Source organism: Streptomyces sp. YJ-C3, assembly GCF_053891275.1.
The window spans coordinates 1,731,877-1,753,128 of record NZ_CM132685.1; the positions used below are offsets into that span (position 1 = coordinate 1,731,877).

Here is a 21,252-nt window from a genome sequence, read left to right on the forward strand (position 1 = left end):
CGTCGTGCGTCTTCCACGCGGCCATGCACCCACCCCTCCACCGCTTGCGGCCGTCGGGACGGCCGTCCGCATTGGGACTTGTGAGGACTCACGTGAGCACTGCTGCCAACGGCAAACCCGTCGTACTCATCGCTGAAGAGCTGTCGCCCGCGACCGTGGACGCGCTGGGCCCGGACTTCGAGATCCGCCAGTGCAACGGCGCGGACCGGGCCGAGCTGCTGCCCGCCATCGCCGATGTCGACGCGATCCTGATCCGCTCGGCCACCAAGGTCGACGCCGAGGCGATCGCCGCCGCCAAGAAGCTGAAGGTCGTCGCACGAGCCGGCGTCGGCCTCGACAACGTGGACGTCTCCGCCGCCACCAAGGCCGGCGTGATGGTCGTCAACGCCCCGACGTCGAACATCGTGACCGCCGCCGAGCTGGCCTGCGGCCTCCTCATCGCCACCGCGCGCAACATCCCGCAGGGCAGCCAGGCTCTCAAGGGCGGCGAGTGGAAGCGCAGCAAGTACACGGGTGTGGAGCTCGCCGAGAAGACCCTCGGTGTCGTCGGCCTGGGCCGCATCGGTGCCCTCGTCGCGCAGCGCATGTCCGCCTTCGGCATGAAGGTCGTCGCGTACGACCCGTACGTGCAGCCCGCGCGCGCCGCGCAGATGGGCGTGAAGGTGCTGTCGCTGGACGAGCTGCTCGAGGTCTCCGACTTCATCACCGTCCACCTGCCCAAGACCCCCGAGACGCTGGGCCTGATCGGCGACGAGGCGCTGCACAAGGTCAAGCCCTCGGTGCGCATCGTGAACGCCGCGCGCGGCGGGATCGTCGACGAGGAGGCGCTGTACTCGGCGCTCAAGGAGGGCCGCGTCGCCGGCGCCGGCCTGGACGTGTACGCGAAGGAGCCCTGCACGGACTCCCCGCTGTTCCAGTTCGACCAGGTCGTCTGCACCCCGCACCTCGGCGCCTCCACCGACGAGGCGCAGGAGAAGGCCGGTATCGCCGTCGCCCGCTCGGTGCGCCTCGCGCTCGCCGGTGAGCTCGTGCCGGACGCGGTGAACGTCCAGGGCGGCGTCATCGCCGAGGACGTCAAGCCGGGTCTGCCGCTCGCCGAGCGCCTCGGCCGGATCTTCACCGCGCTCGCGGGCGAGGTCGCGGTCCGGCTCGACGTCGAGGTGTACGGCGAGATCACCCAGCACGACGTGAAGGTGCTCGAACTCTCCGCGCTCAAGGGCGTGTTCGAGGACGTCGTCGACGAGACGGTGTCGTACGTGAACGCGCCGCTGTTCGCCCAGGAGCGCGGTGTCGAGGTCCGGCTGACCACGTCCAGCGAGTCGCCCGACCACCGCAACGTGGTCACCGTGCGCGGCACCCTCGGTGACGGCCAGGAGGTCTCGGTCTCCGGTACGCTCGCCGGCCCCAAGCACCTGCAGAAGATCGTCGCCGTCGGCGACTACGACGTGGACCTGGCGCTCGCCGACCACATGGTGGTGCTGCGCTACGAGGACCGTCCCGGCGTCGTCGGCACGGTGGGCCGCGTCCTCGGTGAGGCGGGCATCAACATCGGCGGCATGCAGGTCGCCCGTGCGGACATCGGCGGAGAGGCGCTGGCCGTGCTGACGGTCGACGACTCGGTGCCGCAGAGCGTCCTCACCGAGGTCGCCGCGGAGATCGGCGCGACGTCGGCGCGGTCCGTCAACCTCGTCTGAGGCCTGACGACCACGGCGGTTTCCCGAACGGCCGAGGGCCGGGTCACCCACGGGTGGCCCGGCCCTCGGCCGTCGCGGCACGTCAGCCCGAGCTGCCCGTCTCCGGTTCGATCAGGCCCTCGCGGTAGGCGATGCCCACGGCCTCGGTGCGGCTCGTGGCGCCCAGCTTCGCGAGGATGTTGGAGACGTGGACGCTCGCCGTCTTCCCGCTGATGAACAGCTCCTCGCCGATCTGGCGGTTGGTGCGTCCTCGGCCGAGCAGCCGCAGCACGTCGCTCTCCCGGGCGGTCAGGGCCGCGATCCGCTCCTCGGTGGCCGGTGCGTCGGCGAGGCGGCCCCGCCGGACCAGGTCGTCGAGCGCCTCGCGCAGCGGCACGGCGCCGAGCCGCACGGCCGTGTCCCGGGCCGCGGCCGCCTGCTCGGCGGCCTCCTCGCGGCGGTCGGCGGTGAGCAGGGCCTCCGCGAGCCGGCGTCGGCACCGGGCCAGCTCGTACGGATCGCCGTAGCCGAACGCCGTCACGGCCCGCTCCCAGGCGGCGACGTCCGGGCCGGTGGCCGCGCGTACGGCCTCGGCCTCGGCGCGGGCCAGCCAGGCCAGCCCCTCGGGCCCCTGCTCGGTGCCGTCCTCGCCCTGGGCCGCCGTGCTCCGGGCCAGCTCCACGAGCTCGGTCGCGGTGTGCGCCCAGCGCCCGGCGCCCGCCGCGTCGCCGGACAGGCGGGACTCCTCCGCCGCGTCCGCGACCGCCGACAGGGCGAGCGCGGCGAGCCGGACCACGGCGTCGGGCCGGTCGGAGCCCGAGCCCTCCGTGAGCCGCTCGACCGAGGCCTCCATCTGCCGCACGCAGCCCTCGGCGTCACCGCGCAGTGCCGCGGCGTCGGTCAGCACGATGCTCGCGACGAGCGACGCCATCCAGTCCTGGGGGCCGTCGAGCAGCGCGCGGGCGCCGGTGACCGCCACGTCGAACTCGCCGCGCGCGACCGGGACGTACAGCGCGGGCGCGGTCGCGAAGCCGGACGTGGCGGTGAGCCGTTCGACGTCGGCGGCGGCCGTGCGCGTGCACTCGTCCCAGCGGCCCAGCGTGTAGAGCAGCAGGGACTGCATGTAGCGCAGTTCCACGGCGTACGGCGAGGAGAGCAGCCCGGCGCGGCGGGCGCGGTCGAGGCCGTCGCCGATCCAGCCCAGGCACGCGTCCAGTTCGCCGCACTCGTAACAGCCGATCGCGAGGTTGTAGAGGGCGCGCATCTCCACCTGGAGGTTCCCGGCGGCGCGGGCCAGTCCACGGGCTTCGAGCAGTCGCTCGCGGCCCTTGGGGGTGCGCCGGTTGTGCTCCTCCAGGCCGACCAGCGAGATCGTCAAGTCGGCCTGGGCGTCGGTCAGCCGGAGCCGTTCGGCGATGCCGATCGCCTGCCCGGCGACACGCTCGGCGTCCTCGTCGCGGCCCACGTACCGGGCCGCCATGACGTAGGTCGCGGCCGCCCACACCCAGGTGCGCGAGGGCGGCTGGGCCGGGATCAGCGCGAGCGCCTCGCTGCTGTACGTGAACGCGGCCTCCAGGTTGTCGATCCGCATCAGGTTGCCCGCGAGGGTGTAGCGCACCCGCGCGGCGAGTTCGGAGTCGGCGTCCGAGCCGGCCCGCGCGAGCGCGGAGCGGGTGAGCTGGACCGCGCGATGGGGCTCGCCGGCGTGGGCGGCGGCGGCCGAGGCACGCAGGGTGAGGGTGACCGGGTCGCTGTGCTCGGGACGGGCGGACGCGTCCACCACGGACCACAGTTCCAGCGCGGTCTCCAGGTGACGCAGTTCCTCGGCGGGCGCGCGGACGCGCTGGGCGTGGTCGGCGGCTTCGAGGGAGGCCGCCAGCGCGTCGGCCAGGTCGTGGCTCTCGCGTGAGTGGTGGGCCCGCTCCGCCGCGCTCTGCGCCGAGCGGCCCTCGCCCCCGAGGAGCGCGGCGAACACCCCGTGCAGCCGGACCCGTTCGCCGGGCAGCAGGTCCGCGTACACGGCCTCGCGGGTCAGCGCGTGCCGGAAGGAGTACGTCGCGTCGTCGTCGGGCAGCAGCAGCTGGCGGCCGACCGCCTCGCGCAGCGCCGACTCCAGTTCCTCCTCCGGCAGTTGGACGGCGTCCCGCAGCAGGTCGTGCCCGACCCGCCGCCCCGCCACGGCCGCCGTGCGCAGGACCTGCTGGGCGGTCTCGGTCAGCTGGTCGATCCGGATGAGCAGCACATCGGCCAGACCGCCCAGGCCGCCGGGCACGGCGGGGGAGCCGGGGTCCTCGTCGTCGCCGGGCAGCGCGGCGAGCAACTCCTCGGCGTAGAAGGCGTTTCCCTCGGCGCGGTCGACGATGCGGCGGACCGTGCTGTCGGGGACGGGTCCGGTGCGCTGCGAGCGCACGAGCCGGGCCACGTCCGCGTCGGCCAGCGGGCGCAGTTCGAGCCGGTCGACGGCGGGCAGCCTGACCAGCTCGGCGAGCAGGGGCCGCAGAGGGTGGCGGCGGTGCAGGTCGTCCGTGCGGTACGACGCGAGGACCGCGAGGCGGTGGGGCGGTCCACCGGGGGTGGGCCGCTGGAGGACGCCCCGGCTGAGCAGGAAGCGGAGCAGGTCGCGGGAGGACTGGTCCGCCCAGTGGAGGTCCTCGATGACGAGGAGGAGCGGGGTGAGGTCGGCCAGTTCGGCGAGGAGTCCCGCGACGCCCTCGAAGAGCTGGAGGCGGCTGCCGGGGTCGGGGGCGGGACCCGTCCCGGGGGCGGTGCCGAGCAGGCGGTCCACCGCCGGGTAGGCGGCGACGGCCGGGGCGAGCCGTTCGTCGGCGGCCGCCGCGCCGAGGATCTCCGTGAACGGGAGGTACGGCAGACCCACGTCGCCGAGGTCCACGCAGTGGCCGGTCAGGACGGTCATGCCGGTGGCGGCGGCATGCGCCGCGGCCTCCGTGAGCGTGCGGGTCTTGCCGACGCCGGCGTCCCCGGCCACGAGGACGGCGCGCGGATCGCCGGCCGCGGCCCGCTCCAGCACGCCGGTGAGCCGGGCGAGTTCGTCCGCCCGGCCGATGAACGGCGTCTCGAATGTCTGTGCCACGGGCCCATCCTGGCACGCTCCGTCGTTGCCGCAGGTGGGTCCGGGTTCTCCGGTGTGCTGAGTACGGCGGTGCCGGGCGGGCCGACGCGGTCCGGCCGGCCCGGCACCTGACCGACGAGGGCGTCAGGCGGTCGCCTTCCCGCACGTCGCCGTGGCGGGAGCCGCAGGCTCGGGCGCCGCCGGCCCGGCGGCCGGGCCGGCGGCGGCAGGGGTGTTCCGCAGACCGCGGGCCGCGAGGAACGCCGCCGCCAGGAGCACCGCGATCCCCGCGAACGCCGCCATGTGCATCCCGCTGGTGAAGGCCTCCCGCGCGGTGGCGAGCAGCGTCTCGGCCGCGCGGGGCGGCTGGTGCCGGGCGGCGGCCAGAGCCCCGCCCAGGGTCTCCCGGGCCGCGTCCGGCGCGCCGGCCAGGTCGTGGCGGTAGACCGCGGTGCCGATCGAGCCGAGGACCGCCATGCCGAGCGCGCCGCCGAACTCCTGGCCCGTCTCCAGGAGGGACGAGGCCGCGCCCGCCTTCTCCGCCGGGGCCGCGCCGAGCGCCAGGTCGGTCAGCTGGGAGCCGACGATGACCGCGCCGGACGCCAGCACCCCCGCTCCCGCCAGGGCGGTCCACAGCGAGTCGGTGCCGGTGAGGGCCAGCAGGCCGTAGCCGCAGGCGCTGGTCAGGAAGCCGATCGCGACGACGGTGGCGCGGTGCACGCCCCGCTGGACGAGGACCATGGAGACGGGCGCCGCGACGCCGACGAGGACGGTGGGCAGCAGGGCCCACAGAGCCGCTTCCAGAGCGCTCCTGCCGAGGACCGCCTGCAAGTACTGCGTCGTGAAGTACGCCGAGCCCATCATCGCGAACGCCGAGACGAGGTTCAGGGCGACGGCCGGGCCGAAGCCGCGGTGCTCGAACAGGGCCGGTGAGATCAGCGGCGACGCGACCGTGCGCTGGCGGCGGACGAACAGGGCCGTGAAGAGGAGTCCGACGACGAGCGAGACGACGTACTGCGGTGCGAAGCCCTCGGAGGGGATCTCCTTGATGCCGTAGACGAGCGGGAGCACGGCGGCCATCGACAGCGGGACGCTCAGCAGGTCGAAGCGGCCCGGCTCCGGGTCCTTGAACTCCGGGAGAAGAACCGGGGCGAGGACCAGGAGCAGCACCATCGCGGGGATGTTCACCAGGAACACCGAGCCCCACCAGAAGTGCTCGACGAGGATGCCGCTCATCACCGAGCCGAGCGCGACGCCGCCGGTCATGACGCCGGACCAGATGCCGATGGCCTTCGCGCGCTGCTTGGCGTCGCGGAACATGTTGCGGATCAGGGCCATGGTGGACGGCATCAGGGTCGCCCCGCCGATGCCCAGGACCGCGCGGGCCGCGATGAGCATCTCGGCGCTGTTCGCGTACGCCGCGCAGACCGACGCGGCGCCGAACGCGACCGCGCCGATCATCAGGAGCCTGCGGCGCCCGATCCGGTCGCCGAGCGAGCCCATCGTCATCAGCAGGCCGGCGAGCACGAACGCGTAGATGTCGAAGATCCACAGCTGCTGGGTGCCGGTCGGCGCCAGGTCCGCGCCGATCGCGGGGATCGCGAAGTAGAGGACGGAGACGTCCATCGAGACCAGGAGCAGCGGCAGCATCAGGACGCCCATCGCGGTCCATTCGCGGCGCCCCGCAAGGGAGTTGGAGGGCGTGGTGGTGCTCGTCGAGTTCGTCATGTTGGGAACTGTACGAGCGTCTTAAACGCTTGTCTAGTACGGGCGTATAGAACGGCTGTATGGATCGGGGGTACGGTGACCGCATGGGACATCGCGAGGATCTGCTCGAAGGCGCCAAGCGCTGCCTTCTGGAGAAGGGGTTCGTGCGCACGACCGCGCGCGACATCGTCAAGGAGTCGGGGACGAACCTGGCGTCCATCGGCTACCACTACGGCTCGAAGGACGCGCTGCTCGCGCAGGCCTACGTGGCGCTGGCCGAGACGGCCTCGGACGACTGGGGCGACGTCGGTGAACTGCCGGGCGAGCCAGGGTCGTTGGAGCGGTTCCGTGCGGTGATGTCGGGGATCACCGACAGCCTCGGCAAGCCCGGCTCCCTCTGGCACCTGAGCATCGAGCTCATCACGATGGGGGACAAGCTCCCGGCCGTACGGGAGTACTTGTCGGCGGCTCAGCGCGAGGCCGGGCGCGGCTTCATCGGCATGATCATGGGGGGCGAGGAGCCCCCCGCCGACGACCCGAGCGTGGACACCCTCGGCAAGTTCTTCTCGGTGCTGGTGCTCGGCCTCATCGCCCAGCACACCTTCGACCCGGAGTTCTCGCCGAGTGCGGATCAACTTGCCCAGGGGCTCGGGCAGTTGGCGGCCGCGATGGCCGCCGCGGACTAGGGCCGGTCCGGCAGGTCGCCGGACGAACCCCGCGCGCGGCTCCGCGATCCCGGCGACGATCTGCGAGCGGATCTGGAGGACGTCGGGCACCGGTTGCTGACGGTGCGCTGCGGTCAACGGGAGCGTGCGTTGCGGGCGTTGACGTACGCGCAGCTCGCGACGTTCCCCGATCTCGCCGAAGTGGTGCAGGGGCGGACCGCGGAGCGGCTGGGCGAGGCGCTCGCCGACCGGTTCGCGCGGCTGGTCCTCGCCGGTCGGCTGGGCGCAGCGGACCCGGCCGTCGCCGCGGAGCAGTTTCTCGCCCTGCTCACCGGCCCGATGGAGGCGCGCTCCCGTCTCGGCACCAAGGCCGTGACCGCCGCCGAGACGGGGGAGATCGCACGGGCGGCCGTCGACATCTTCCTGCGGGCGTACGGGACGGTGGGCTAGAGCCGGGGTCCTGCGGGCGTACGGGACGGTGGGTGTAGGGTCCGCGGTTTCGTTGGCAGGGTTTCCTGGCGAAACTCTGGAATCCGCGTGCGGTTGGCAACGGCAGCGTCGGTTGTTTGCTGACAATCAGTGGTCACTCCTCGGTCGAGCTCCTGACAGCGAGTGAGGTTCTATGGTCTGGTTGATCGCCGGTTTCGCTGACCTGGGGTCGGCGGCCTGCTCGCCTGACCACCCTGCGACACGGCTGCGGGGCGTGGAAGGTCCTGGAGCCTGCCGAGTTGTGATTCGTCGGCGAAGTGGACATGCCGCGGCCCCGGGTTGTTATGAGGATCTGCCCATCTCGGCCTCGGTGACAGCTAAGTTGTCGATCTATGGATCGACGCCCCATCAAGCTCGTGGTCGATGTCCTGCTCATGCTGGTCGGGACCCTGTTGGGTATCGCGACGAACTACGCGACCGGCCAGTCGGACCATGTGCCGCTGGCGCTGCGGCTGTTGCGGGACTGGTCGGCGCCGCTGATCGGCGTCGCGCTGGTGCTGCTGGTCGGGGGCCAGATCGCGCTGCACCTCCTCGATCGGCCGGCGCCGGTGCGCCGGGTGTGGAACAACGCCCAGCCGCCGTACCCGGGGCTTGAAGCTTTCACGGCGGACGACGCGGCCGTCTTCTTCGGGCGGGACCGGGAGATCGCCGAGATGGTCGGGCGGCTGCATCCGGCGGTGCCGGGGCGGGCGCGGCGGTTTGTGACCGTGGTCGGGCCATCGGGGAGCGGAAAGTCGTCGTTGGTGCGGGCCGGGCTGCTGCCGGCGCTGGCCCGGCGGCGGGGGCGCTGGGCGGTCGCGGTACCGTTCTCGCCCGGTGTGGACCCGGTCGGCACCTTGCAACGGCGGCTGGCCCAACTGCCCGACGAACGGCCAGCGTTGCTGGTGATCGACCAGCTGGAGGAGTTGCTCACCCTGTCCGGTCGCGAGGAGCGGGACGCGTTCCTCACCGCCGTGTGCGACGCGCTGCGGCGTGACCCGCGGCTGTGGATCGTGGCCACCTTGCGCTCGGACTTCCTCACCGGGTTCTTGGAGTCCGGTTTCGCCGAGCTGGTGCGTAACCCGGCCGTCGTCGGCGCACTCGCCCGGGACGCGCTGTATGAGGTCATCGAAAAGCCCGCCGAGCAGGCCGGGCTGACCTTCGCACCTGGCGTCGTGGCCCGCATGGTCGATGAATGCGGCGGAGGCGACGCGCTGCCGTTGCTCGCCTACACCCTCCAAGAGCTGTACCTGCGCGCCGGAGGGTCCGGCGGGACGGTGACCGAGGAGGCTTACCGCGCCCTCGGCGGCGTCGCCGGGGCCCTGTCCGAGCGAGCCGACCAGATCACCAGCGAGCTGGCGGACGCACCCGTGATCCCCACCTTGCTGCGTTTCGTCACCATCGACCGCAACGAAGCCACCCGCCGCCGGGTCCGTCGTACCGACCTCACCCCGCGGGAACAGGAGGTCGCCGACGCCTTTGTCGCCGGACGCCTGCTTACCGGCGACGGGGGCGTCCTGGACGTGGCGCACGAGGCGCTGTTCCGCCAGTGGGCGCCGCTGCGCCAAGCGGTCGCCGCCCGCACCGATGACCTGCGCCGCCGCACTGAGCTGGAACGCTGGGCGCAGGACTGGGACCACGCGGAGCGCCAGGACGCCTACCTCCTCACCGGGGAGCGGCTGTCTGTCGCCCGGCGGTGGCTGGCGCAGTCCTCGCGGACGGTCGGTGCGACGCTACTGGTCGAGGAGTTTGTGGACCGGTCGCTACGGGCGGACCGGGCGACGATGGAACGTGCCGCGGACGCGGTGGCCGTCCGGGCCCTCGGAAGCCTCGACACGGAGCCGGAGACCGCCGTGCTCGCCGCCCTTGCGGCGGTCGAGGAGTGCGCGGCCACACCCGGCGCGGTCCAGGCGCTGCACACGGCCCTGGGCGCCTCACGGCTGCGAGCTGTGCTGCGCGGCTTCGAACGCGGCGCGTCCGGGGTGGCCTGGTCGCCGGACGGGCTGCGGCTGGCCGTGTCTAGCGACGACGGCACCGTACGGGTGTGGCGTCTGGACCGCGACGACCAACCGGTAGTGCTTGCGGGGGACGGCGCCTGGGTACAGGGGGTGGCCTGGTCCCCCGACGGACGCAGGCTTGCGGCCGGCTGCAGGGACACCACCGTGCGCGTCTGGTCCTCCGACGCCTGGGCCGAACTGGCCGTCCTGCGCCACACGGCGGCGACCGGCGACCGGGAGGAGGGGGTCGGTGGTGTCGCCTGGTCGCCTGACGGCAGCCGCCTCGCGTCGGTCGGCAGCGACTGCGCCGTGCGGATCTGGGACGCCGACACCTACGCTGAATCCGCAGTGCTGCGCGGGCACCAGCGCATGGTCTGGAGCGTGACGTGGTCACCTGACGGGAAACACGTGGCCAGTGGCGGAGAAGACGGCACGGTACGGGTCTGGGCCGCGGCCACCGCAGCCGTCGTCACTGTGCTCACCGACCACCAGAACAACGTCGAGTCGATCCGGTGGTCGCCGGATGGCCGCTGGCTCGCTTCGGCCTCCGGTGACCGAACCATACGGATCTGGGACACCGGCAGCTGGCAGGTGCAGCGCACGCTGGAGAGCCCGGAGGTCATCAACTCCTTGGCCTGGTCACCGGACGGCACGCGCCTCGCCGGTGGTGACGCGGACCGTACGGCCTGGGTCTGGAGCCTCAATGGGGCCGAGGGCGAGGTCCGGCTCACCGGGCACGCCGACACCATCTACGGCGTCGCTTGGTCTCCCGACGGGAAGCGGCTGGCGACTGCCTCCCGCGACCGGACCACGGCCGTGTGGAACGTCACCGAAACCACCAACGTCTTCAGCGACCGCGATGGCGCGGTCCTCCGAGTCGCCTGGTCGCCCGACGGGACGTCCATCGCCTCCGTCTACCAGGACGGCTCCCTGAGCATCCGGGACTTCGCCACCGGCCGTTCGACCGGCGGGTGGCACGGCGGTGAGGTGTCCGATGCGGCCTGGTCCCCCGACGGCACCCGTCTGGTCATCGCCCTGCGCGATGGCGCGGCCGTCGTGTGGCGGGAGGACGGCAGCGACGATGACATCAACCTGGTCGGACACACCGAGGAGCTGTCCCACGTCTCCTGGTCCCCTGACGGCACCCGCATCGCCACCGGATCCCGCGACGGCACAGCCCGCGTCTGGGACGCCGCCACCGGTGCGACCGTCCACATCCTGCGGGGCCACGAGGACTGGATCGGCGGCACAGCCTGGTCACCGCAGAGCCGCTATCTCGCCACGTCCAGCACGGACCGCACCGCCATCGTCTGGGACACCACCGACGGCACGGCTGTCACCACCCTGCACGGTCACCTGGACTACGTCTGGAAGGTCCACTGGTCACCCGATGGCCGCCGCCTCGTCACCGGCTCCCGCGACCGCACGATCCGTCTGTGGGACCCCTTCGCGGGCGCCGAACTCGCCGTCCTGGCCGGCCACGAGGAGCGAGTCCAGGACGTTGCCTGGTCGCCCGACGGCACCTGCATCGCGTCCGTGTCCCAGGACCGCACGGTCCGGCTCTGGGACCCGGACAGCGCCACCCAGACCGCAGTACTCGGCGTCCACGCCGACCGGGTGAGCGGCCTCGCCTGGCACCCCGACGGCTCGCGGCTGGCGACCGCCTCCCGCGACCGCACCGTACGCATCTGGACGTTGGCCGATCACGACGTCGACGGCCTGCTGCGCCGCGCCCGCCGGCGGGTCTTCCGGGAACTCAGCGTCGAGGAGCGCCGCGCTTTCCTGCTACCTGACAGGAACTGACGCCCACGTTCGGCGCCTGCCCAGTGGAAAGGAGTGGTGTAAAGGATCGCGGACGAATCGACGCCGTAGGAACCGTGCACGTCCGACGGGCGCCGCCCGAACTCCGTACTGCCATGACGGAGACGGTACGCCGCACGGGCAGCACACACCCGGTGAAGATCGAAAGAGACCCAGTGAGTACCGCTACTGAACGTAGCCGTTGTCAACGGGACCCCGGATTTGCCAATCCACTGTCAATGAGGCGCCTTCATTGTCAGCGAAGTCGCGGATCCTAGAGTGGGCTAGAGACGCGCCGCCTTCAGCCCCATGTGGAGCAACAACCGGTCCTCGCCCTCGTCCAGGTCGAGGCCGGTGAGCTGTTCGACGCGGGAGAGGCGGTAGTACAGCGTCTGGCGGTGGATGCCGAGGGCCGCGGCCGTGCGGCCCGCCTGGCCCGCGCAGTCGAGGAACACCTCGGCGGTGTGCGCCAGCTGGCGGTGGGCGGGGGCGAGCAGCGGGGTCACCACCGGGTCGTGGGCGGCCTCCGCGGGCAGTGCGGTGAGCAGGCGGTAGGGGCCGATCGCCGACCACTGGGCGTCGGGGCCGAGATGCGGGGCGGCCAGGGCCGTGCGCGCCGCGGCCGTCGCCTCGTGCCAGGCCGCGGCGAGCTCCGCGAGGTCCGTGCGGGGCGCGCCGATGCCCGCCGCCACCGGGCCCGCACCGGCCCGCGCCCGCAGTTTCCCCGCCGCCGTGAGCGCCGGCGTGAGCACCTCCGCCGAGCGCAGCCTGACCAGCAGCGCCAGACACTGGCCCGTCGCCCCCCACGGCACCGTGCACAGCGCGTCCGCCGCCGGGATCGTCCGTACGGACGGGGCGTCGTCCGGGTCGGCGGACGGCCAGGGGGCGACGCAGACCACCGTGTGCAGCCCCTCGGCGCGGCTGCCCAGCGCGGTGCGCAGCGCGGCCACCGCCATGTCCCGCTGCCAGCCGCGCTCCGCGGTCAGCACCGAGTGGAACTCGCGGGTGAGGTCGGCGCCCGCCTGCGCCTCGTCCGCCAGCAGCGCGCCGATCCGGCTCGCCACCTCCATCGCCGCGTCCAGCTGCTCCCGGGTGGGCCCCGGATCGTCGTCGAGCAGCCACACGTAGCCGAGGACGATGCCCCGGTGCCGTACGGGAAGGCAGACACGGCCGCGGTAGACCCCGGCCTCCGGCGTCGCCGGGATGCGTACCGGCTGCGTCGCGCGGGCGATGCCGAAGCCCTCGAACCAGGCCCGGACGGCCGGTGTGGAGCTGCGCGTGAGGATCGAGCGGGTGCGCACCGGGTCGAGCGCCGACGCGTCGAAGTCGGCGTCGGCCTCGCTGGCCTGCGCCCCGAAGGCGATCAGCCGGAAGTCGCGGTTCTCCAAGGTCGCGGGGGCGCCGAGCAGCGCCGAGATCTCGTCGACCAGTTCCTGGTAGTCGCCTTTCACCCCACCATTCTCACGCACCCCACGCGTTGCTTCATACAGATGTCTGAGGTGGCGGCCACAGATGCGTGACAGCTGTCGATGGCACAGGATCGGAGGGATCCTTAGATTTCACGGTGGTTCCCCGTGCCGTACCCGCTTTGCGGTGGTTCGGCCTGTCCGCAACTCATGCTCCGTGGAGGTGCCCCGTGCTGGCTCCCCTGATCCTCGCCGCGTCGCGCAGCGACAAGATGCGCGCTTTTGTGTCGGCGGCGCCGGGCACCAAGCAGGTCGTCGACCGCTTCATCGCCGGTGAGAGCGTCGACGACGTCGTGCCCGTCATCGAGGACGCCGCCGCCAAGGGCCTGGAGGTCACCCTCGACGTCGTGGGTGAGGACATCACCACCGTCGAGCAGTCGCACGCCGCCCGCGACGCCTACCTGGAGCTGATCGGCCGCCTCAAGGACCTCGGCCTGGGCGCCCGCGCCGAGATGTCCGTGAAGCTCTCCATGTTCGGCCAGGCGCTGGAAGGCGGCCACGAGCTGGCCCTCGCCAACGTCCGCCCGGTCGTCGAGGCCGCCGCCGAGATCGGCACCACGGTCACCCTGGACGCCGAGGACCACACCACCCTCGACTCGATGTTCGCCATCCACGAGGAGCTGCGGAAGGACTTCCCGCAGACCGGCTGCGTCATCCAGGCCTACCTCTTCCGCACCGAGGACGACGCCCGCCGCCTGGCCGGGAACGGCTCGCGCGTGCGCATCGTGAAGGGCGCCTACAAGGAGCCCGCCGAGGTCGCGTACCAGGACAAGGCCGAGATCGACAAGGCGTACGTGCGGATCATGCGCATCCTCATGGAGGGGGACGGGTACCCGATGATCGGGTCCCACGACCCGCGCCTGATCTCCATCGCGCAGGAGCTCGGCCGCCGCGCCGGCCGCAAGCTGGACGAGTACGAGTTCCAGATGCTCTACGGCATCCGCAGCGAGGAGCACCTGCGGCTCGCCGCCGAGGGCCACCGGATGCGTGTCTACACCGCGTACGGCACCGACTGGTACGGATACTTCATGCGCCGCCTCGCGGAGAAGCCGGCCAACCTGCTCTTCTTCGCCCGCTCCGTCCTCACCAAGGACTGAGCCCCACCACTTCCGTAAGACCCGACTCCCCGACCCCCCGAAGGAGATACGGACCCATGACGCTGGACGCCGTGACCCAGGTCCCCGCCCCGGTCAACGAGCCGGTGCACGGCTACGCCCCCGGTTCCCCGGAGCGCGCCCGCCTGGAGGCCAAGCTCAAGGAGCTGGCCGAGAACCCGATCGAGCTGCCCTGCACCATCGGCGGCGAGAAGCGGATGGGTGGCGGCGAGCGCTTCGACGTCGTGCAGCCGCACAATCACAAGGCCGTCATCGGCACGTACGCCAACGCCACGACCCAGGACGCCCAGGACGCGGTCGACGCCGCCCTGGCCGCCGCCCCGGCCTGGCGCGCGATGTCCTTCGACGACCGCGCCGCGATCATCCTGCGCGCCGCCGAGCTGCTCTCCACCACGTGGCGCGAGACGCTGGCCGCCTCCACGATGCTCGGCCAGTCGAAGACCGCCCAGCAGGCCGAGATCGACACCCCCTGCGAGCTCGTCGACTTCTGGCGCTTCAACGTCCACTACGCCCGCAACCTGCTCGCCGAGCAGCCGCCGGCCAACTCCACCGGCGTGTGGAACCGCATGGACCACCGCCCGCTCGAGGGCTTCGTCTACGCGATCACGCCGTTCAACTTCACGGCCATCGCGGGCAACCTGCCCACCGCCCCCGCCCTCATGGGCAACGTGGTGGTCTGGAAGCCGTCCCCGACGCAGACGCACGCCGCCGTCCTGCTGCTCCAGCTCCTGGAGGAGGCGGGTCTCCCGAAGGGCGTCATCAACCTGGTGACCGGCGACGGCCTCGCCGTCTCCGAGGTGGCCCTCAACCACCGCGACCTCGCGGGCATCCACTTCACCGGTTCGACCAAGACCTTCCAGCACCTGTGGAAGACGGTCGGCACGAACATCGAGAAGTACCGCACCTACCCGCGTCTCGTCGGCGAGACCGGCGGCAAGGACTTCGTCGTCGCCCACCCGAGCGCCGACCGCGCCGTCCTCAAGACGGCCCTGACCCGCGGCTCCTTCGAGTTCCAGGGCCAGAAGTGCTCCGCCTCCTCGCGCGCCTACATCCCGGCGTCCATCTGGAACGACGGGTTCAAGGAGGAGTTCGCGGCCGAGGTCGACGGCATCACCATGGGTGACGTCACCGACCTGTCGAACTTCATCGGCGCCGTCATCGACGACCGCTCCTTCGCCAAGAACAAGGCCGCGATCGACCGCGCCAAGGACGACGCGTCCTGCACGATCGTCGCGGGCGGCACGTACGACGACTCGACCGGCTACTTCGTGCGGCCGACCGTCATCGAGTGCACGGACCCGGAGAACGAGGTCTTCAAGACGGAGTACTTCGGTCCGATCCTCGCCGTGTACGTCTACGAGGACGACCAGTACGACGCCATGCTGGAGCAGATGGAGTCGGCGTCGGACTACGCGCTGACCGGCTCGGTCATCGCCAACGACCGTGCCGCCGCCGCGGCCACGATGGAGAAGCTCCGCTACGCCGCGGGCAACTTCTACATCAACGACAAGTCGACCGGCGCCGTCGTCGGCCAGCAGCCCTTCGGCGGCGGCCGCGCGTCCGGCACCAACGACAAGGCCGGTGCCCCGCAGAACCTGATGCGCTGGACGCTGACCCGCGCCATCAAGGAGACGCTGGTCCCGCCGACGGACTACACGTACCCGCACATGGGCTGACGTCCGTCCTCCCACCCCCGCCCCCGGTCCTGGGCCCCACCCCGGCCGGGGGCGGTGTCGTACCCGGACGGCGCGAGGCGGTCAGTGGGGCGCCGGCCCGTCCGTCGCCGCGTCGATCACCTCGTCGAGGACCGCGCGGGCCCGCAGCAGGTCGGCGATCGTGGTGTCGATCCGGGCCCGCTCCTGCGCCAGCTCGGTCAGCAGCCACGGTGTGGCGCTCGCCGAGGGACCGCCGTCCTCGTCGCGGGTGCAGGGCAGGAGCTGGGCGATCTTCGCGCTGCACAGGCCCGCCGCGAAGAGCTCCTGGATGCGGACCACCCGGGCGACGGCGCTGTCCGGATAGGACCGGTGGCCGCCCGGGGTACGGTCCGCGGTGAGCAGGCCCTGCTGCTCGTAGTAGCGCAAGGAACGCTCGCTCACCGCGGTGCGCTGCGCCAACTCACCGATGCGCACGGGCCGTTCACCTCCGGGCTTGAAATTGACACTGGTGTCAGGATCTACCGTCCCGGCATGACGAACAGCTCACTCCTCACTCCCTATTCCCTCGCCCGGGCCGGCCTGTCGCTGCCCAACCGCATGGTCATGGCGCCGATGACCCGGTACCGCGCCGCCGAGGACGGCACCCCGCTGCCGGTCGTCGCCGACCACTACGCCCAGCGGGCGAGCGCCGGCCTCATCGTCACCGAGGGCATCTGGCCCAGCAGCCGCGGGCAGAGCGGCTGGCGCATCCCCGGACTGCAGACGCCGGAGCACATCACCGGGTGGCGGCACGTCACCGACGCCGTGCACCGGGCGGGCGGACGGATCGTCGCGCAGCTCATGCACGGCGGACGGCAGGGGCACCCGCTGTCCCGGCTCGACGGCGACGTGCCCGCCGGCCCGTCCGCCGTCCCGCAGCCGGGCCCCGTGCACGTACGGGACGGGGGCAAGGCCGACGCGGTCGTGCCGCGCGTGATGAGCGCCGACGACATCCGGACCGCGATCGAGGACCATGTCGCCGCCGCCCGCAACGCGCTCGCCGCGGGCTTCGACGGCGTCGAACTGCACGGCGCCAACAGCTACTTGATCCACCAGTTCCTCGCCGACAACACCAACCTGCGCACCGACCGGTACGGGCGCGGTTCGGTCGCCGACCGCATCCGGTTCGCCGTGGAGATCGTCGGTGCCGTCGCCGACGCGATCGGCGCCGGGCGGCTCGGACTGCGCCTGTCGCCCGGCAACCCGCAGTTCGGCATGGCCGAGGCCGACCCGGCACCCGTCTACCGCGCCCTGCTCGACGAGATCGACGGGCTCGGGCTCGCCTACCTCCACCTCACCGACGACGACCACTACCCGGCCCTCGACGACCTGCGGCCCCGCTGGAGCGGCACGCTCATCGCCAACGTCGGCGAGAACCACGAACCCACCACCCAGGCGCAGGGCGAGGCCGTCCTCGACGCGGGGCGCGCCGACCTCGTCTCGTACGGCCGCGCCTTCCTCGCCAACCCGGATCTGCCCCGCCGGTTCGCGACGCCGGGCGCCCCGCCGCTCAACCAGGTCGACGAGACGCACCTCTACACGCACGGCGCCGAGGGCTACACCGACTACCCGTCCCTGGACGACCTGATGACCCGCGCCGGGTGACGGCCGGGCCGGCCGCGCGTCACCCGTACCGTGTCCGGGTGACCACGATCCGCACGGCCCACACCGCCGATCTCACCGGCCCCGAACTCGCCTCCGCCCGCGCCCTGTTGGACGACGCCTTCGACGGCGACTTCTCCGACGCCGACTGGGCGCACGGCCTCGGCGGCGTGCACGCCCTCGTCCACGACGGCTCGGGCGCGCTCCTCGCCCACGGCTCCGTCGTCCAGCGCCGCGCCGTGCACGACGGGCGCACGCTGCGCGTCGGGTACGTGGAAGCCGTCGCCGTCCGCGCCGACCGGCGGCGGCGCGGCCTCGGGGGACAGGTGATGGACGCCCTGGAGCGGGTGATCGTGGGTGCCTACGACATCGGCGCGCTCTCGGCGTCGAGCGACGGGGCGCTGCTGTATCCCGCGCGCGGCTGGGCCGCCTGGACCGGCCCGTTCGCGGCGTACGGGCCGAGCGGGGTCGTCCGGCTGCCCGCCGACGAGGCTCCGCCGTACCTGTTCCCGGCGCCGGCCGCCCGGGCCCTCGACCCGGCCCGTGAGCTGCTCTTCGACTGGCGCGACGGCGATCTCCTCTAGAGGCCGTCCGCACGCACGATCTCGGACCGGACCGTCCCGTGCGTTCCATCGGCTACGTCACCACGCCCGAGCTGGCTGGAACCGCACCGGTGCGTGGCCTGATCCGCGAGCTCAGAGGGCTGAAGGCATGAGGTCCGTCTCAGATAGTAGGAAGTCCGAGTAATTGTGGAGACAGAAGCGAAGACCTGTCCTAGCTTTGTAGAAGCCGAACGTCTCGCTTACCTGGCGAATGGCGGCCGCGAGCCGGAGCACCACGCAGGCAACCCCTGCCGCTCCTGGCTCCCCGCCCCTTCCGGCGCCTCGAAATCCCCGCCTTCCCAAGGATTCTCAAGGAGTCGATCCGTCATGGCCACTGCGACGCCCGTCCGCCGCCGAGTCCGTCACGTCTCCCCGTCGAGCGAAGCCGACCGACACACCGCCAAGAACGCCGCCGCCGCCCTCCAGCGCGCGCTGGACCGCAGGGACAACGGCGGCGAGACCGGTCACTGACCGGTCAGGAACCCCGCCGTACCTCGAAGTGGTCGATGCGCCGGCCGCTCTCGGCCAGCGCGGAGACCTTCATACGCCCCTTCTCCACCTCCACCGCGAGGAACGAGAAGCCGGTGTACCGCACCCGGGACCACTCCACGGTGTCCGGGTCGGGCAGGCGTGACCTCGTCCAGTGGAAGGTGACGATCGACTCGCGATCGTGCACGTCGCCTTCAAAGCTGTCCGGCACGCCGGGCCCGAAGCCGTAGAGGTCCTTGCCGGCGCCGCCCGCGGTGACGTACACGATGCCGTCGCGCGTCGGATCGGTCGACGCGCCGACCGGCACCGGCTTGCCGACCTCTCCCTTGCCACCGCCCCTGATGGCGTCCGTGCGCTCGTAGACGTGGTTGTGCCCGTTGATCACCAGGTCCACCTGGTGCTTGGTGAAGAGCGGCACCCACGCGTCACGCACCCCGCCGTCCGAGGCGTGCGTGGACGTCGAGTACGCGCAGTGGTGGAAGAACACGACGACGAACTCGATGTCGTCGCGCGCCCGCAGCTCCCCGAGCCGCCGGTCGAGCCAGGCGGTCTGCTTCCCGTCCGTGCAGCCCCTGTTGGCGGGGATCTCGTACGAGACGTCGTTCGCGTCCAGCGCGACCACGCCCAGGTTCCCGTACGTGAAGGAGTAGACACCCGGCGCGTCGCGCGGGTCCGGGCCGTTGTCCGGCAGCGACCAGCGCGCGCTCTGCCCGCCGTAGCCGTGGGGCGAGTACCAGGCCTCCATGTCGTGGTTGCCGGTCGTCACCATCCACGGCACCGACTTCGCGACCGTCTCCGTCTGCGCGAGGAACTGGTCCCACACCCGCGCGTCGTAGGTGTCCGACTCCTTGCCGTGGCCGGTGGAGTCGGCGTAGCAGATGTCGCCCGCGTGCAGATGGAACGACGGGTTCTGGCCCAGGATCACCTGGTCGTTGGCGAGCGCGTCGTAGCTCACGCCCTGGTCCCCGAAGGCGGTGAAGACGAACGTCTCCGCGGCGGCCGGCGCCGTACGGAACGTGCCGAGGGTGCCCATGCGGTCGGCGGCCGCCGGGTCGAAGCCGTCGTGGCCGACGCCGTAGTAGTACGTCGTGCCCGGCTTCAGGCCGTCGAGCGCGACATGGAGGTAGTGCTGCTCGACCGCCGGCAGCTTTCCGGACAGCGCCGGTGTGTGCAGCGCCCGCACCTCCGCCGCGATCTTCCCGCTCAGCTCCCACGGCTTCGACCCCACCCGCACATAAGGGTTGTCGACCGCGAAGGGCACCTGCCAGGAGATCCGCATCTGCGTCCTCGGGTCGGCGCCGAACGCGAGATGCCGTCCGAAGGGGGCGACCAGCGAGCCGTCCACCTTCGCCGCGGAGCCGCGCACCGGCGCCGCCGCGTACACCGGCCCCGCCGTCGCGGCCCCGCCGCCGAGCAGAGCCGCCCCGCCCACGGTGGCCGCCGCCCCGGTCAGGGCCCGCCGCCTGCTGAACTTCGTGCGGAGGTACTCGTGCTGTTCGGGCATGCTCATCCGCCGGGCGAGCCGCTCGGGGATGCCGACATCGGGGGTGTCCATGACGGGAGAACTTCCCAGTGACCGTCAACACCCGCCATACGTAAGGGTGAACAACTTCTGGCGAGGAGAGAACGGCCCCGCGGCCCACCCCTCGTCCGAGTCCGGATGCTGGACACCGCGTGTCATCCCATGGGACAAGGAGTACGGTGCTGTGCATGTCTCGCAGCATCAATCTCGCAGTGATCCCCGGTGACGGCATCGGCCAGGAGGTCGTGGCCCAGGGTCTGAAGGTCCTCTCCGCCGTGCTTCCGCAGGATGTGAAGCTGGAGACCGAGGACTTCGACTTCGGCGCCAAGCGGTACCACGCGACCGGTGAGACGCTCACCGACGCCGACCTCGACGCCCTCAAGAAGCACGACGCCATCCTGCTCGGCGCCATCGGCGACCCGTCGGTCCCGTCCGGAGTCCTGGAGCGCGGCTTCCTCCTCAAGCTCCGCTTCGCCTTCGACCACCACGTGAACCTGCGTCCGTCGAAGCTCCTCCCGGGTGTCTCGACGCCGCTCGCCGGCCAGCCGGAGATCGACTTCGTCGTCGTCCGCGAGGGCACCGAGGGCCCGTACACGGGCAACGGCGGCACGATCCGCAAGGGCACCGAGCACGAGGTCGCCACCGAGGTCTCCGTCAACACCGCCTTCGGTGTCGAGCGCGTGGTCCGGGACGCCTTCGCCCGCGCCCAGGCCCGCCCCCGCAAGAAGCTCACGCTGGTCCACAAGAACAACGTGCTGACCTTCGCGGGCCACCTGTGGACGAACGTCTTCAACAAGGTGGCGGAGGAGTTCCCCGAGGTCACCACCGACTACATCCACGTCGACGCGGCGACGATCTACCTCGTCACCGACCCGGCCCGCTTCGACGTGATCGTCACCGACAACCTCTTCGGCGACATCATCACCGACCTCGCCGCGGCCGTCTCCGGCGGCATCGGCGTCGCGGCCTCCGGGAACATCAACCCGAGCCGCGAGTTCCCGTCCATGTTCGAGCCCGTCCACGGCTCGGCCCCGGACATCGCGGGCCAGGGCAAGGCCGACCCGACCGCCACGGTCCTCTCGGTCGCCCTCCTCCTGCGTCACCTCGGCTACGAGCCGGAGGCCGCGCGCATCGAGACCGCCGTCTCCGCCGACCTCGGCGAGCGCGGCGACTCGGTCCGCTCCACCGAGGAGATCGGCGACGCGCTCGCCGCCCGAGTAGCCGGCTGACCCGGCGCTCATCCACGTAAGAGAAGCCGCCGGGTCATATGACGCCCCGGCGGCTTCTCGTATGCGGCCCCGGGGTGCCACCATCAACCCTGGGCCGCACTACACACCACCGCACTCACCGGGCCCGTCCGGAGCACGCCTCCCCACGCGCGA

The 21,252-nt window shown here is 72.1% G+C and carries 15 protein-coding genes and 1 pseudogene; 11 read left to right on the top strand and 5 right to left on the bottom strand.

The genetic code is table 11. The features are described 5' to 3' along the window. Positions 1-92 precede the first annotated feature (92 nt). Positions 93-1,694: a phosphoglycerate dehydrogenase gene (gene serA, locus ACVHNB_RS07715; protein ID WP_428952147.1), complete on the top strand. Its 1,602-nt coding sequence runs from the start codon at positions 93-95 to the stop codon at positions 1,692-1,694. Between the two features lie 82 nt (positions 1,695-1,776). Here serA and ACVHNB_RS07720 read toward each other — a convergent pair whose 3' ends face one another. Further along, positions 1,777-4,764, bottom strand: a complete 2,988-nt coding sequence (locus ACVHNB_RS07720; RefSeq protein ID WP_456227678.1) for a helix-turn-helix transcriptional regulator — start codon at positions 4,762-4,764, stop codon at positions 1,777-1,779. Positions 4,765-4,887: 123 nt separating this feature from the next. Next, positions 4,888-6,471: an MFS transporter gene (locus ACVHNB_RS07725; protein ID WP_456227679.1), complete on the bottom strand. Its 1,584-nt coding sequence runs from the start codon at positions 6,469-6,471 to the stop codon at positions 4,888-4,890. Between the two features lie 83 nt (positions 6,472-6,554). On the opposite strand from ACVHNB_RS07725, the gene ACVHNB_RS07730 reads away from it, so the two are divergent. From ACVHNB_RS07730 to ACVHNB_RS07740, 3 genes are all read left to right on the top strand, one after another. Then, positions 6,555-7,136, top strand: a complete 582-nt coding sequence (locus ACVHNB_RS07730) for a TetR/AcrR family transcriptional regulator (RefSeq protein ID WP_456227680.1) — start codon at positions 6,555-6,557, stop codon at positions 7,134-7,136. Between the two features lie 129 nt (positions 7,137-7,265). Next, complete coding sequence (locus tag ACVHNB_RS07735; RefSeq protein ID WP_456227681.1) at positions 7,266-7,565, top strand: TetR/AcrR family transcriptional regulator C-terminal domain-containing protein; 300 nt, start codon at positions 7,266-7,268, stop codon at positions 7,563-7,565. Positions 7,566-7,936: 371 nt separating this feature from the next. Further along, the gene (locus tag ACVHNB_RS07740; protein WP_456227682.1) at positions 7,937-11,383 is read left to right on the top strand and encodes an nSTAND1 domain-containing NTPase; all 3,447 of its coding nucleotides are present in this window, start codon (positions 7,937-7,939) and stop codon (positions 11,381-11,383) included. A 281-nt stretch (positions 11,384-11,664) separates the two neighbouring features. Here ACVHNB_RS07740 and ACVHNB_RS07745 read toward each other — a convergent pair whose 3' ends face one another. Beyond that, entirely contained in the window at positions 11,665-12,831 is a 1,167-nt protein-coding gene (locus tag ACVHNB_RS07745; RefSeq protein WP_456227683.1) for a PucR family transcriptional regulator, read from the bottom strand. A 185-nt stretch (positions 12,832-13,016) separates the two neighbouring features. Here ACVHNB_RS07745 and ACVHNB_RS07750 point away from each other — a divergent pair, with 185 nt between their 5' ends. Together ACVHNB_RS07750 and pruA are read left to right on the top strand one after the other, a co-directional pair. Next, complete coding sequence (locus tag ACVHNB_RS07750) at positions 13,017-13,943, top strand: proline dehydrogenase family protein (RefSeq protein WP_428952141.1); 927 nt, start codon at positions 13,017-13,019, stop codon at positions 13,941-13,943. 62 nt (positions 13,944-14,005) lie between these two features. Further along, positions 14,006-15,637: an L-glutamate gamma-semialdehyde dehydrogenase gene (pruA, locus tag ACVHNB_RS07755; protein WP_456228851.1), complete on the top strand. Its 1,632-nt coding sequence runs from the start codon at positions 14,006-14,008 to the stop codon at positions 15,635-15,637. A gap of 81 nt (positions 15,638-15,718) precedes the next feature. On the opposite strand, the gene ACVHNB_RS07760 is transcribed toward pruA, so the two are convergent. Then, the gene (locus ACVHNB_RS07760; RefSeq protein ID WP_428952140.1) at positions 15,719-16,090 is read right to left on the bottom strand and encodes a MerR family transcriptional regulator; all 372 of its coding nucleotides are present in this window, start codon (positions 16,088-16,090) and stop codon (positions 15,719-15,721) included. Between the two features lie 57 nt (positions 16,091-16,147). Here ACVHNB_RS07760 and ACVHNB_RS07765 point away from each other — a divergent pair, with 57 nt between their 5' ends. The 4 genes and pseudogenes from ACVHNB_RS07765 (at position 16,148) to ACVHNB_RS07780 (ending at position 18,330) form a co-directional block, all read left to right on the top strand. Continuing rightward, positions 16,148-17,260 (top strand): alkene reductase, encoded by a 1,113-nt coding sequence (locus tag ACVHNB_RS07765; protein ID WP_428952139.1) that lies wholly within the window; start codon positions 16,148-16,150, stop codon positions 17,258-17,260. After that, entirely contained in the window at positions 17,257-17,841 is a 585-nt protein-coding gene (locus ACVHNB_RS07770; RefSeq protein ID WP_456227684.1) for a GNAT family N-acetyltransferase, read from the top strand. The genes ACVHNB_RS07765 and ACVHNB_RS07770 overlap by 4 nt, the downstream gene beginning before the upstream one ends. A 14-nt stretch (positions 17,842-17,855) precedes the next feature. After that, positions 17,856-17,972: pseudogene (locus ACVHNB_RS07775) on the top strand (LysR family transcriptional regulator); the annotation flags it as partial. A 214-nt stretch (positions 17,973-18,186) separates the two neighbouring features. Next, positions 18,187-18,330, top strand: coding sequence for a hypothetical protein (locus tag ACVHNB_RS07780; protein WP_428952137.1), 144 nt, complete (start codon positions 18,187-18,189; stop codon positions 18,328-18,330). A 4-nt stretch (positions 18,331-18,334) separates the two neighbouring features. Here ACVHNB_RS07780 and ACVHNB_RS07785 read toward each other — a convergent pair whose 3' ends face one another. Further along, positions 18,335-19,903, bottom strand: coding sequence for a purple acid phosphatase family protein (locus tag ACVHNB_RS07785; protein ID WP_456227685.1), 1,569 nt, complete (start codon positions 19,901-19,903; stop codon positions 18,335-18,337). A gap of 155 nt (positions 19,904-20,058) precedes the next feature. Here ACVHNB_RS07785 and ACVHNB_RS07790 point away from each other — a divergent pair, with 155 nt between their 5' ends. Further along, positions 20,059-21,099, top strand: a complete 1,041-nt coding sequence (locus tag ACVHNB_RS07790; protein ID WP_428952135.1) for a 3-isopropylmalate dehydrogenase — start codon at positions 20,059-20,061, stop codon at positions 21,097-21,099. Positions 21,100-21,252: the final 153 nt, after the last annotated feature.

Coding starts and splice junctions, on each gene's coding strand:
- ACVHNB_RS07725 (WP_456227679.1), bottom strand. CDS start 6,471: ATGACGAACTCGACGAGCACCACCACGCCCTCCAACTCCCTTGCGGGG.
- ACVHNB_RS07730 (WP_456227680.1), top strand. CDS start 6,555: ATGGGACATCGCGAGGATCTGCTCGAAGGCGCCAAGCGCTGCCTTCTG.
- ACVHNB_RS07740 (WP_456227682.1), top strand. CDS start 7,937: ATGGATCGACGCCCCATCAAGCTCGTGGTCGATGTCCTGCTCATGCTG.
- ACVHNB_RS07765 (WP_428952139.1), top strand. CDS start 16,148: ATGACGAACAGCTCACTCCTCACTCCCTATTCCCTCGCCCGGGCCGGC.
- ACVHNB_RS07780 (WP_428952137.1), top strand. CDS start 18,187: ATGGCCACTGCGACGCCCGTCCGCCGCCGAGTCCGTCACGTCTCCCCG.
- ACVHNB_RS07785 (WP_456227685.1), bottom strand. CDS start 19,903: ATGGACACCCCCGATGTCGGCATCCCCGAGCGGCTCGCCCGGCGGATG.
- ACVHNB_RS07790 (WP_428952135.1), top strand. CDS start 20,059: ATGTCTCGCAGCATCAATCTCGCAGTGATCCCCGGTGACGGCATCGGC.